This window comes from Nonomuraea sp. NPDC049309, assembly GCF_043196965.1.
Lineage (GTDB): Bacteria > Actinomycetota > Actinomycetes > Streptosporangiales > Streptosporangiaceae > Nonomuraea > Nonomuraea fastidiosa.
This window is the reverse complement of record NZ_JBICSH010000008.1, coordinates 183,200-195,371: the sequence shown is the minus strand read 5'-3', so window position 1 is coordinate 195,371 and position 12,172 is coordinate 183,200. Positions and strand designations below refer to the sequence as shown.

Annotated in this window: 12 protein-coding genes; all 12 read right to left on the bottom strand. The window is 71.3% G+C overall.

Features of this window, described 5'->3' with window-relative positions; translation table 11 throughout:
- Positions 1–195: a 50S ribosomal protein L35 gene (rpmI, locus tag ACGFIM_RS36790; RefSeq protein WP_026215152.1), complete on the bottom strand. Its 195-nt coding sequence runs from the start codon at positions 193–195 to the stop codon at positions 1–3.
- 123 nt (positions 196–318) lie between these two features.
- Positions 319–906 carry a translation initiation factor IF-3 gene (gene infC / locus ACGFIM_RS36785; protein WP_393210764.1) on the bottom strand — a complete coding sequence of 196 codons (588 nt, stop codon included), beginning with the start codon at positions 904–906 and terminating at the stop codon, positions 319–321.
- Positions 907–1,171: 265 nt separating this feature from the next.
- Positions 1,172–2,047: a shikimate dehydrogenase gene (locus ACGFIM_RS36780; protein ID WP_393210594.1), complete on the bottom strand. Its 876-nt coding sequence runs from the start codon at positions 2,045–2,047 to the stop codon at positions 1,172–1,174.
- Positions 2,048–2,533: 486 nt separating this feature from the next.
- A complete protein-coding gene (mltG, locus tag ACGFIM_RS36775; protein ID WP_393210591.1) occupies positions 2,534–3,691 on the bottom strand; it encodes an endolytic transglycosylase MltG in 1,158 nt (385 codons plus the stop codon).
- A gap of 211 nt (positions 3,692–3,902) precedes the next feature.
- Positions 3,903–5,378: an endolytic transglycosylase MltG gene (gene mltG / locus ACGFIM_RS36770; RefSeq protein ID WP_393210588.1), complete on the bottom strand. Its 1,476-nt coding sequence runs from the start codon at positions 5,376–5,378 to the stop codon at positions 3,903–3,905.
- 163 nt (positions 5,379–5,541) lie between these two features.
- Positions 5,542–6,021, bottom strand: coding sequence for a Holliday junction resolvase RuvX (gene ruvX / locus ACGFIM_RS36765; protein WP_393210585.1), 480 nt, complete (start codon positions 6,019–6,021; stop codon positions 5,542–5,544).
- A gap of 1 nt (position 6,022) precedes the next feature.
- Complete coding sequence (alaS, locus tag ACGFIM_RS36760) at positions 6,023–8,695, bottom strand: alanine--tRNA ligase (RefSeq protein ID WP_393210582.1); 2,673 nt, start codon at positions 8,693–8,695, stop codon at positions 6,023–6,025.
- A 137-nt stretch (positions 8,696–8,832) separates the two neighbouring features.
- Entirely contained in the window at positions 8,833–9,051 is a 219-nt protein-coding gene (locus ACGFIM_RS36755; RefSeq protein WP_393210579.1) for a hypothetical protein, read from the bottom strand.
- Between the two features lie 8 nt (positions 9,052–9,059).
- A complete protein-coding gene (locus ACGFIM_RS36750; protein WP_393210576.1) occupies positions 9,060–9,500 on the bottom strand; it encodes a DUF948 domain-containing protein in 441 nt (146 codons plus the stop codon).
- 85 nt (positions 9,501–9,585) lie between these two features.
- Complete coding sequence (locus ACGFIM_RS36745) at positions 9,586–10,452, bottom strand: oxygenase MpaB family protein (RefSeq protein WP_393210573.1); 867 nt, start codon at positions 10,450–10,452, stop codon at positions 9,586–9,588.
- Positions 10,453–10,599: 147 nt separating this feature from the next.
- Positions 10,600–11,901: a replication-associated recombination protein A gene (locus ACGFIM_RS36740; protein ID WP_393210571.1), complete on the bottom strand. Its 1,302-nt coding sequence runs from the start codon at positions 11,899–11,901 to the stop codon at positions 10,600–10,602.
- Positions 11,902–11,931: 30 nt separating this feature from the next.
- Positions 11,932–12,090, bottom strand: coding sequence for a hypothetical protein (locus ACGFIM_RS36735; protein ID WP_393210568.1), 159 nt, complete (start codon positions 12,088–12,090; stop codon positions 11,932–11,934).
- Between the last annotated feature and the right edge of the window lie 82 nt (positions 12,091–12,172).

The following is a 12,172-nucleotide window of genomic DNA, read 5'->3' as shown; positions in this document are numbered from 1 at the left end:
CTACTTGGCGAGCAGCTTCTTGATCTTCTTGGTGTCGGCGTCGGAAAGGACGACCTCGTTCTTGAGACGGCGCGTCAGCGTGGACGACTTCCACTCGTTGTAGTGCGCGCGGTTGGCACGGCGACGCTTGATCTTGCCGGAACCGGTGAGCCGGAACCGCTTCTTCGCACCGCTGTGCGTCTTCATCTTCGGCATGATCGCCGTCTCTCCTCGTTTCGGTCGTGCCGGTGGCCGGGCCGGCGCTTTCCGGCCCGGTCGCGGCGTCTTGGTCTACCGGTGGCTGGCTGGGGTGTTTGTAAGGCTAACCCGAACCAGAGGTCACGCTTCCCGTGCGGAAGGGCCCTCGTTGCCACGTTGCGCCTTGGCGGCGGCCTTTTCGGCCTTGGCCTCGGCCTTCTTCTTGTGCGGACCGATCACCATGATCATGTTACGTCCGTCCTGCTTGGCGTGGGACTCCACGAAGCCCAGGTCCTGGACGTCTTCCGCGAGCCGCTGCAGCAGCCGGAAGCCGAGCTCAGGCCGGGACTGCTCACGCCCGCGGAACATGATCGTGACTTTGACCTTGTCTCCCGCCTTGAGGAACCGCACCACGTGACCCTTCTTGGTCTCGTAGTCGTGCGGGTCGATCTTCGGCCGGAGCTTGATCTCCTTGATGATCGTGTGCGCCTGATTCTTGCGCGCCTCGCGCGCCTTCATCGCGGACTCGTACTTGAACTTGCCGTAGTCCATGAGCTTGCACACGGGCGGTCGAGCCGTGGCCGCGACCTCGACGAGGTCGAGGTCGGCCTCCTGGGCGAGCTTCAGCGCGTCATGAATGGAGACGATGCCGACCTGCTCGCCGTTCGGGCCCACGAGGCGAACCTCGGGAACTCGGATACGCTCGTTGATGCGGGGCTCAGTGCTGATGGGGCCTCCTAGGTTTGCGATCCCTACGTGCTCGTCGTTACGGAGCTTTTCACGAAAACGCGAAAAGCCCCGCACGTCGCGCATGCGGGGCCACTGAGCTCTTCGGCTTTCGTGGCCTTGAGCTCCCCGGAGAAGTCCGGCGTGATCCTGGACCCGGCCACCTCGCGGCGACTCAGGTGGGAGGGAGACCTCCGCTTGCGCGTCCAGCAAGGCATGCCGGACCGATCAGAGAGCTACACTACCCCAACGCCGGGGCGTTCTCAAATCATCCCGTCCGGCCGTCCGCGCGTGCGGCGGCCTCCTGGCGGCGGCGCAGCTCGGCCTCGCCCGCGGCACGCATGGCCTCCACCGGCACATCGGACATCCCGGTCATCAGCTCCACCTGCCGCACCGCCTGGTGCAGCAGCATCTCGAAGCCCCCGATCACGATGCCGCCGGCGTCCCGCACGGCCGTCGCCGCGGCGGTCGGCCACGGCGCGTACACCACGTCGAACAGGGCCGGCACGCGCGCCAGCCGGCCCGCGTAGGCGTCGGCCGCGCCGCTCGGCAGCGTGGAGATCACCAGATCGACCTCGATGCACGCGTCGAGCTTGGCGAACGTCTCCACCGCCAGCGCCACGCCGAGCCGCTCGGCCACCGCGGCGGTCTCCCCCGCCCTGGCGGGATCGCGGACCAGCAGCGTCGCCGAGTAGAGCCCGAGGCCGCGCAGCGCCGCCAGCGCGGAGGCCGCCGTCGCGCCGCCGCCCAGCACGGTCGCCGAGCGCGGCGCGGGCACCCCGGCCTCGGCCAGCGCCCGCTCGATGCCGTAGACGTCGGTGTTGTCGCCGTGGCGCCGCCCGTCGCGGAAGACCACCGTGTTGGCCCCGCCGACCTCGACGGCCAGGTCGGAGACCGTGTCGAGCAGCGGCAGCACCGCCCGCTTGAGCGGCATCGTCAGCGACAGCCCCGCCCAGGCGCGCTCGTCGTCGCCCCCTTGCCCGCGTACGGGGGTCAGCTCGGCCAGCAGGCCCGGCAGCCGTTCCTCGTCACACTCGAACGCCTCGTAGCTCCACCCGTCGAGCCCCATCGCCCGGTAGGCGGCCCGGTGCAGGTGGGGCGAGAGCGAATGGCCGATGGGCGACCCCATCACGGCAGCTCGCATCACGCACGTCCTTTCCAACCAGGCAGCACCCTACCGCCGCCCGCGGCTCCCGAGCGGCACCACGCCCTCCCGCACCGGCTCACCCGCGCGCCACCGGCACCGTCCCGCCCGCGTGAGACCGCACCGGAGCGCCGGACGGTGCCGGGTGACCGTGGCACGTCCGGCACGCCGCACCCGGAGCACCGCCGCTTCAGCACCTTGCCCGCCGGGGACCGCTTCGAGCAGCCGCGCCGTGCGGAGCGGCTGAGCGACGCGAGGGCGACCTCGGGGGCGCGCCGACGCGTCCCGAGAAGCGCACGAGCGCCCAGAAGGCCGCTTCCAACCGCCGGCGTGTCCGGGGCGGCCCGCCGGCGCACACGGAAGGGCCGGGCGCCCTGCCCGCGCACGTCAGGGACGCAGCGGGCGGACGCCCGGCGGTGGACGGCCTCGCCTTCGGATGACCGCAAGCGACCTTCAGGCGCCCATGCGAAGTGGACGGCCGGGTGGTCAGCCGCCGCAGCCGCCGTTCGCCTTGCACTTGGCGACCAGCGCCTGATGCTGGGCCTCGGTCTCGGCGAACTCGGTTGCCTGGCTCTTGGGGTCGGTGGCCACGAAGAACAGCCACTGCCCCTTGGCGGGGTTGAGCGCCGCCTCGATGGCGTGGTCGCCGGGGTTGGAGATGGGCCCCGGCGGCAGCCCCGTGTACTTGTAGGTGTTGTACCGGGACTTGGTCTCCAGGTCGGCGCCGGTGGCGTACGTGCCGAACTTGTTCAGCGCGTACATGACCGTGCTGTCCATCGACAGGGGCATCGGCGGGTTGCGCGAGAGCCGGTTGTAGATCACGCGGGCGATCTTCGGCATGTCCTCCTGGCGGCCCGCCTCGGCCTGCACGATGCTCGCGATCGTGATGATCTCGTGCGGCGTGTAGCCGAGCTCCTTGGCGCCCGACTCGAGGTCGAGCTTCTCGGCCGTCTGGTTGAACCGCTTCACCATGGCCGCGAGGATCTGCTTCGGCGTCGAGTTGGGCTGGTACTCGTACGTCGCCGGGAATGCGTAGCCCTCCAGCTTGCCCTTGGCGTACTTCGGCAGGTCGAGGGCCTCGGTGTCCTGGGCGGCGGCCTTGAACTCCTTGAGCGGCCTGCCGGTCTTCTCGGCGAGCTGGGAGAGCGTCTGCGACAGCCGCAGGCCCTCGGCGATGGTGAAGGTGGCGCGCAGCCGCTTGTCGTGGTCGAGCAGCTTGACGGCCTCGGCGGCGGCCATCTTCTTGCGCATCTTGTACTCGCCGGGCTGGAGCGAGCCGCTCTTGTTCGCGTTCGCGATGGCGTTGGTGAACGCTCGCGCGCTGGCCACGACTCCCTTGCGCTCCAGCTCCTGCGCGACCTCGGAGGCGCTCTGGCCGTCCTTGATCTCGATGATCACCTCGCCGGTGCCGGCTCCGGTGTAGTCATCGGGTACGAGCGCGTCGTTGATCCACCGGTAGCCGTAGTAGCCACCGCCGCCGATGATGCCGACCAGCACGATGAAGGCCAGCAGCGGCGCGAGGAAGCCGCCGCGGTTGCGCCGCCTGCGACGGCGGCGACCGCGTCTGCCGCCCCGGGAACGGCGCCGAGGCGGGCCTTCGTCGTCCTCGGGGCCGAGCAGAGTGTTGAGATCGAGATCGTTCATAGATGCGCTGGCCAATCTCCCGGCACTGCCCGCCAGGCGTCAAGCGGAACTGCCTGACCGGCTGGTATCACCGAGCGAAACGGGGGTAGCCGCCGGACGCACCAGGACGACCGACGGGGATCACTCTGGGTAGCCATGCTAGGGGACGGAAAGAGGACGCATGCCCCATTTGGGGGCTTTTGCGCCGGGACAGGTCGGGTCCCATCGAACATCAGCTCGTCCCGAGGTTCTTGTTCAACTCTTCCCGGTATCTCACGAACTCGCTCTCTTTGTTGGTGAATTTGGTGATTCTATGCGCGGGATCCGTGGTAACAAACCAGTGCCAATCGCCTTCAGCCGGGTTCAGGGCAGCCAACAGTGCCTTCTCGCCGGGGTTGGCGATGGGCCCTGGGGGCAGCCCCTTATGCCGGTAGGTGTTGTAGGGAGAGTCCACCTTGGTGTCACTCTCCGTCACTCTCAGTGTCCTCCGGTTCAGCGCGTACAGCACCGTGCTGTCGATCTCCAGCGGAGTGCCTTTCGCCAGCCGGTTGTAGATCACCCTAGCGATCTTCGGATAGTCCTCGTCCGTGCCGCCCTCTGCCTGGATCATGCTGGCGACCGTGACGACCTCAAGCGGCGTCAGCTTGAGCCGCTTCGCGCCCTCTTCCAGGCCCACGTGACGGGCCGCGGCGGCGAACCGCTCCACCATCGCCGCCAGCACGTCCACGGCCGTGTCGCCGGGCTCGATCTCGTACGTGGCGGGGAACAGGAAGCCCTCCAGCCCGCGCGCGTACTCGGGCAGGCCGACGAGGGCCTGGTCCACCTTGCGCAGCTCCTCGATGGGCAGCCCGGCCAGCTTGGACAGGCGGTCGAACACCTCCTGCACCCGCAGGCCCTCCGGCACGGTCACCCGCCGCACCACCCGCGAGCCCGGCTTGAGCAGCAGGTCGAGCGCGGCCACCGCGGCCATGCCCTTGCGCAGGCGGTAGTGGCCCGGTCGCAGCCGGTCGGTCACCGCGCGCTTCTCCGCCGCCCGTACGAACGACTCCGCGCTCGCCACCACCCCGGCCTCGGCGAGCGCCGAGCCGATCGCGTACGCGCTCGACCCCGGCGCGATCCGCACCGTCACCGAGCCGCTGCCCGGCCCCTCGAAGTCATCGGGGCTGAGGTACGGCTTGATCACCGTGATCGCGCCCAGCCCGAGCGCCAGCACGCCCACCAGCAGCCCGGCCGCCAGCACCCCGGCCTTCCGCAACGCCTTCTTCCGCCGCCGCCCAGGCTCCGCCTCGGCCTCACGCCCGGCTTCTTCACCCTCAGCCGATGCGTCGGAAGCGGCTTGAGCAGAGGCGCGCTCCGGCTCGGGGACGGGGTGCGCGGTGGAAGCGGGCGTGGTCTCGGCAGCGGGCTGCTGGGCCTCCGGAGCGCCGCTTGGCGCGGGCTCGAGCCCTTCCGCGGGCCCCAGCCCCTCCGCAGGTCCCAGCCGTTCAGCGGGCCCCAGCCCTTCCGCATGCCCCAGCCGTTCAGCGGGGCCCGGCCCTTCAGCGGCCGCGTCCTGGCCGGCTCCAGCCGCGCCCTCGAGCTCAGCAGGCGCTTCGGGCGCCGCTGAGTCGCCGGAGGGCTGCCGGACGGCGCTTTCGGGCTCGTCCTCGTCCGGCTGGAACGGGATCACGTCGCCGAGGTCGTCCTCGTCGCCCGGTGCCCTGGTCATGCGACCACCTCGCCGACCGCGCGGGAAAGCGCCGGACGCGGACTCCGGCCAAGACGGCAGCACCGGCTGAGACGACAGCACCGGCCAAGGCGGCAGCCCGGGAAGCCGGTCACAGCGGCACGAAGCGAGGGCCGCCGGCGCTGTGGTGCGAAGGCCGGCGCCCTCATCGGGCAGGTCCGTCGGCCGCACGTGGCGGTTCGACGGGCCTGCCTGGTGGTCTCTCCGTGGCGCGCTCGGAGTCGAGCGCGTCCTGCAACAGCACGACGGCCGCCGCCTGGTCGACGACGCCGCGCTGCTTCTTGGCCCGCACGCCGCTGGCCCGCAGGCCGTGCTGCGCGGTGACCGTGGTCAGCCGCTCGTCGAACAGGCGGACGGGCGTGGGCGCCAGCCGCGCGGCGAGCTTGGCGGCGAACTCGCGCGCCAGCCCGGCGGCCTGGCCCTCACGCCCGGACAGCGAGGTGGGCAACCCCACCACGACCTCGATCGCCTCGTGCTCGGCGACGATGGCGGCGATGCGGTCGAGGTCGCCCTTGCCCCGCTTGACAGTCTCGACCGGCGTGGCCAGCAGCCCTGACGGGTCGCTGCGGGCCACGCCGATGCGTACCGAACCGACGTCGACGCCGATTCGCGAACCGAATCTCATGTCAGCCGAGCTGCCCCGAGATCGCCTCGTCAACCAGGCGCAGCGCGTCGCCGATCGCCTCCGGTCGCGAACCGCCGCCCTGCGCGACATCGTCCTTGCCGCCACCGCCACCCCCAAGAGCCTTGGCGGCGACGCCGACCAGCTGTCCGGCCTTGAGCCCCCGCTCGCGCCCCGCCTCGTTGACCGCGGCAACCACCACGGGCCGGTCGGAGGGGACGCCGACGATCACGATGACCGCCGGCCGGTCGGCCGGGAACCTGCCTCGTACATCAAGCGCGAGCTTACGCAGGTCATCGGCGCCGGTGCCATCAGGCGCGCGGTGTGTCACGACGGAGACGCCGCGCAGGTCGCGGGCCTGCGACACGAGGTCGCCCGCCACCTGGAGCACCTGGGCGGAGCGGAGCCGCTCCAGCTCCTTCTCCGCGGTGCGCAGCCGGGTGACGATGCCCTCGATGCGCTCGGGCAGCTCCTCGCGGCGCGCCTTGAGCTGCTCGCTGAGCTGGTTGACCAGCACGCTCTCGCGGGCGAGGAAGCGGAAGGCGTCGAGGCCGACGAGCGCTTCGACGCGGCGCACGCCCGCGCCGACCGACTGCTCGCCCAGCACCTTGACCAGGCCGAGCTGGCCGGAGCTGTGGACGTGGGTGCCGCCGCACAGCTCGCGGGAGTAGTCGCCGATCTCGACGACGCGGACCTCGTCGCCGTACTTCTCGCCGAACATGGCGAGCGCGCCCATCGCCCGCGCCTCCGCCTGGGAGGTGTAGAAGGCGTTGACCTTGAGGTCGTTGATGAGCACGGCGTTGACCTCGTCCTCGACGTCGCGCAGCACGCTCGGCGGCACCGCGCCCGCCGCGGTGAAGTCGAAGCGGAAGCGGCCCGGGGAGTTCTCGGAACCGGCCTGCGCCGCCGTCTCGCCGAGCGCGTTCCTGAAGCCGCGGTGGACCAGGTGGGTGGCGCTGTGGCTGCGCGAGATCGCGCGGCGGCGCTCGATGTCGATCTCCGCCTGCGCCTCGTCACCCACCCGCAGCTCGCCGCTGCGGACCTTGCCGCGGTGGACGATGAGGCCCTTGAGCGGCGACTGGACGTCGACGACCTCGACCTCGGCCCCGCTGGTGCGGATGACGCCCTGGTCGGCGAGCTGGCCACCGCCCTCGGCGTAGAACGGGGTGCGCTGCAGCACGACCTCGACCGTGGTGCCCGCGCCCACCGCGGGGACGGACGCGCCGTCGACGAGGATGCCGACGACCTGGGTGTCGGTCTCGGTCTCGTCGTAGCCGAGGAACTCGACCTTGCCCGCGGACTCCAGCAGCCGGCCGAACACCGAGATGTCGGCGTTGCCGGTCTTCTTCGCCGCCGCGTCGGCCTTGGCCGCCGCCCGCTGCTCCTTCATAAGCCGGCGGAAGCCCTCCTCGTCGACCTTGAGGCCGTGCTCGGCCGCCATCTCCAGGGTCAGGTCGATCGGGAAGCCGTAGGTGTCGTGGAGCTTGAACGCCTGGTCGCCGGAGATCGTGGTGCCGTTCTTGCGCTTGGTCTCCTCGACGGCCACGTCGAAGATCGCGGTGCCGGTGCGCAGCGTGCCGAGGAACGACGCCTCCTCGGCGTCGATGACCGCGTGGATCTGCGGCGCGTCGGTCTTGAGCTCGGGGTACTGCTCGCCCATCACGTTGATCGCGACGTCGGTCAGCTCGTGCATGTAGCGCTCGTCGCCGGAGCCGAGCAGGCGCAGGTTGCGGATCGAGCGGCGCAGGATGCGGCGCAGGACGTAGCCGCGGCCCTCGTTGCCGGGCAGCACGCCGTCGGCGACCAGCATGGTGCCGGTGCGGACGTGGTCGGCGATGACCCGCAGGCTGACGTCGGCGCGCGCGTCGCGGCCGTAGCGGGTCTTGGTGAGCTCGGCCGCCTTGTCGAGGATCTTGTACGTGGTGTCGATCTCGTAGATGTTGTCGACGCCCTGCAGGATCGCCGCCATGCGCTCGAGGCCCATGCCGGTGTCGATGTTCTTGCTGGGCAGCTCGCCGGCGACGTCGAAGTCGGTCTTGGACCGCACCGCGCTGAGCTGGTACTGCATGAACACGAGGTTCCAGACCTCGAGGTAGCGGTCCTCGTCGGCGACCGGGCCGCCCTCCTTGCCGTATTCGGGGCCGCGGTCGTAGTAGATCTCCGAGCAGGGGCCGCCGGGGCCGGGCACGCCCATGTGCCAGTAGTTGTCCTCGAGGCCGCGGCGCTGGATGCGCTCCTCGGGCAGGCCGACCTTGTTGCGCCAGATGTCGTACGCCTCGTCGTCCTCGGCGTAGACCGTCGCCCACAGCCGGTCCTCGGGGAAGCCGAAGCCGCCGTCGGACTCGGACCTGGTGAGCAGCTCCCACGCGAACGGGATCACCTCGGCCTTGAAGTAGTCGCCGAAGGAGAAGTTGCCCAGCATCTGGAAGAACGTCGCGTGCCGGGTGGTCTTGCCGACCTCGTCGATGTCGGGCGTGCGGACGCACTTCTGGACGGTGGCCAGCCGTGACCCCGGAGGCCTGCGCTGCCCCAGGAAGTACGGCTTGAACGGCACCATACCCGCGTTGACCAGGAGAAGCGTCGGGTCCTCAGCGATCAGGCTGGCCGAGGGCACTATGGTGTGCCCACGCTCCTCGAAGAAGCGCAGGAAGCGGCGCGCGATCTCTGCCGACTCCATGGTGGCCATCCTTTGCTGTAGTCAGTCAGTCTTGTGTCGTAGGTGGTCGATGAGCCCGTGAACGACCGGTGTGACCGCCGGTACACCGGTGCGGGGCCGCACTCCGGGCCGTCCACTGTAGCCGCCGGCCGAAGCCGTCAGGCGATGTCTTCAGCCTTGTCGAGGCCGAAGCGGGCGCGCAACTCGGTTTCGCGCTCCGCGGCCTCGCCGAGTGCGTCGGAAGTAAAGTCTCTCACTCGCCGGAGCATGCCCGCGGCGTTGTCGGCCGTCCTGCGGGCGATGTGGTCGGGCTGCAGGGCCTGCAGCCGGCGCATCACCCAGAAGGCGAGGAACGCGCCCAGCGAGATGTAGAACATCCGGCGGATCATCGGGCCCGCCCCTGCGCGTGCTCGGCGGCCGGCCGGCCGTTCGCCTGAGCCCGGGGACGGCTCTGGCCCGTGCGTACGGGCCGCCGCGGCCTGCGCGCCTCGATGGCCTTGCGCACGCCGTAGGTCAGCGAGGACACCTTGATGAGCGGCCCGGTGAAGATGGTCTGCGTGACCGCGCTCAGCTTGGCGGCGTGGCCGCTGACCTGCTTGACGTCCTTGGCGATGGCCTCGACGGCGACGAGCTGCCTGTTGGTCTCGTTGACCGTCACGCTCACGTCGTCGAGCAGCGGTGCCAGGCGCTTGTTCAGGTCGGAGACCGCCTTGGTGGTCTCGGTGAGCAGCCTGGCGAGCTTGACGAGCACCATGGCCATGACGCACACCAGGACCACCCAGCCCGTGGCGGCGATCAGCCCGGCGACCTCTCCAGCGGTAAGCATCCGCGCATCTCCCTCGTACGCTGGGCCGGAACGTCAAGACCCTATCGCGTCCGGGTGACAACGTTAGTGCGGAAAGCCCCGCCGTTCAGGCAGCCACGTCGGCTTCCCGCGTCCGCGTCGCCGCTCTCATGAGGGCGCGTGCGGCTCTGATCTCGGGCGCCGCCAGGCGTTCCGGCATGGCCGATGCCGCGGCGCGCAGCGCCTTGAGCGCGGTGCCCGCCGCGTAGCGGGCCGCCGCATCGCCGGGGCGGCCGTACATGCGCCCGGCCCATTCCGGCAGCGTCGCGAACGCGAGCGCGCCAACGGCGGGCAGCGAGCCGGGGCCGAGCGGCGGCGCGAACAGCGCGGGAGGCCGCAGCGACGGGCGGAGGCTGACGAGGAGGCGCAGGACGGCGCGGGCCTCGCCGGTGGCCGACAGCCGCGGGCGCATCCGCGCGATGTGGTCGTCCAGCTCGGCGGCGCTGCCCGGCGCGTCGTCGACGCCCATGAGGCGGGCGGCGCGGCGCTGCTCGGCCACGTACGCGTCGCGCTCCCCCGGCGTCAGCGCCACCCCCGACAGCCGGGCGATCTCCAGGTGGGAGGCCACCTCGGTGCAGTGGGACCAGCGCAGGCACTCGGGCTCGCCGAGCCGGAACAGCGTGCCGGTCCCGGTGTCGAGGCCGACGAGCCTGGCGTGCATCTCGCGGGCCTGCCCGCAGGCCTGCTCGGCCTGCTCGCGGGTGCCGAAGGCGCGCAGCGCGATGAAGCCGAGCCGGCGCTTCAGCCAGGCCGCCGCCGACTCCTGGTCGTCGAGCGGGAAGTTCTGGACGAGGCCGCGGATCGTCCGCGGGTGCAGGGCCTGGAGCTGAAAGGCGCGGACGACGGCCGGCCAGGCCGGCGCCTCGGTGTGGATGCGCCAGGTGATCGATCGGGGGCCGAAAAGGCCGCCGCCGGGGGTCACGGTCGGCTTCACAACGATCGTCTTTCCCAGTGATCGCGAAATCAGTACGGCTGTGAAGCATTCGATGGCGAAAGTGACCGGATGCGGCCATCGCGCCTTGCCGGGGACGGCGACCGGACGTGACCGGGGCGCCTCACGGGTGAGGGCGGCCGGATGCGGTCACGACTTCCGCAGGAAGTCGCGGATCTTCGCCCACCGCTCGGCCACCGGCGCCTCGGCCCCGTGGCGGGTCGGCTGGTAGTAGCGCCGCGCGCGCACCTGCTCGGGCGCGTAGTCCTGGCGTACCAGCCCGTGCTCGAAGTCGTGGGGGTACTTGTAGCCCTCGCCGTGGCCCAGCTTGGCCGCCCCAGGGTAGTGGGCGTCGCGCAGGTGGCCCGGCACCTGCCCGATGAGCCCCTTGCGCACGTCGTCGATCGCGGCGCCGATGGCCTTGACGACGGCGTTGGACTTGGGCGCGGTGGCGCAGTGGATGACCGCGTGCGCGAGGTTGATCTGCGCCTCGGGCAGCCCGATGAGCTGCACCGCCTGCGCGGCGGCCACCGCGGTCTGCAGGCAGGTGGGGTCGGCCAGGCCGACGTCCTCGGAGGCGAAGATGACGATGCGGCGGGCGATGAAGCGCGGGTCCTCGCCGGCTTCGATCATGCGGGCGAGGTAGTGGAGCGCCGCGTCGGCGTCGGAGCCGCGCATCGACTTGATGAACGCGCTGATGACGTCGTAGTGCTGGTCGCCCTGCCGGTCGTAGCGCACGGCCGCCTTGTCGACGGCCTTCTCCACCACCTCGACCGTGATGTCGTCGGCCAGCAGCGCCGCCGCCTCCAGGTAGGTGAGCGAGCGCCGCGCGTCGCCGCCGGCGAGGCGGACGAGGTGGTCGAGCGCCTCGGGAGCGAGCGTGTTACGCCCGCCGAGCCCGCGCGGGTCGGACACGGCCCGCCGCAGCACCGCGCGCACGTCGTCGTCGGACAGCGACTCCAGCGTGAGCAGCAGCGAGCGCGACAGCAGCGGCGAGATGACCGAGAAGAACGGGTTTTCCGTGGTGGCGCCGATGAAGGTGACCCAGCGGTTCTCCACGGCGGGCAGCAGCGCGTCCTGCTGGGCCTTGTTGAAGCGGTGGACCTCGTCGACGAAGAGCACGGTCTGGCGGCCGGTCATGCCGAGCTCGCGCCGCGCGGCGTCGATGGCGGAGCGGACCTCCTTGACCCCGGCGGAGACGGCGGAGATCTCGACGAAGCGGCGCTTGGTGACGTTGGAGACGACGTAGGCGAGCGTGGTCTTGCCGGTGCCCGGCGGCCCCCACAGGAACAGCGACATGGGGGCCTCGCTCTCGACCAGGCGCCGCAGCGGGGTGCCGGGTCCGAGCAGATGCCGCTGGCCGATGACCTCGTCGAGCGTGCGGGGGCGCATGCGCACGGCGAGCGGCTGCGGAGTGGCCTCCTCGGCGGCCGAATCGAACAGGCTATCCACAACGCGAGATTACACGCTGCGGCGCACCCGCTAGGACCGGACGGCCCTGGCCCCCGGGTCGCCGGCCTGGACGACGTAGCAGCCCGCCACGGCGGCCGGCGCGACCGTCAGCACCGCGCAGACGGCCGTGACGGGGCGGCCGAAGCGGTGGCCGGGCAGTGCGCCGCGGCCGGGGCCGGTGGCGTACACGAGGAGCAGGGCCGCCGCGCCGAGCCCCAGCGCCGACAGCAGCAGCGGGGGTCGCGAGGCTCGTGCGCGGAGATGCGCGCCG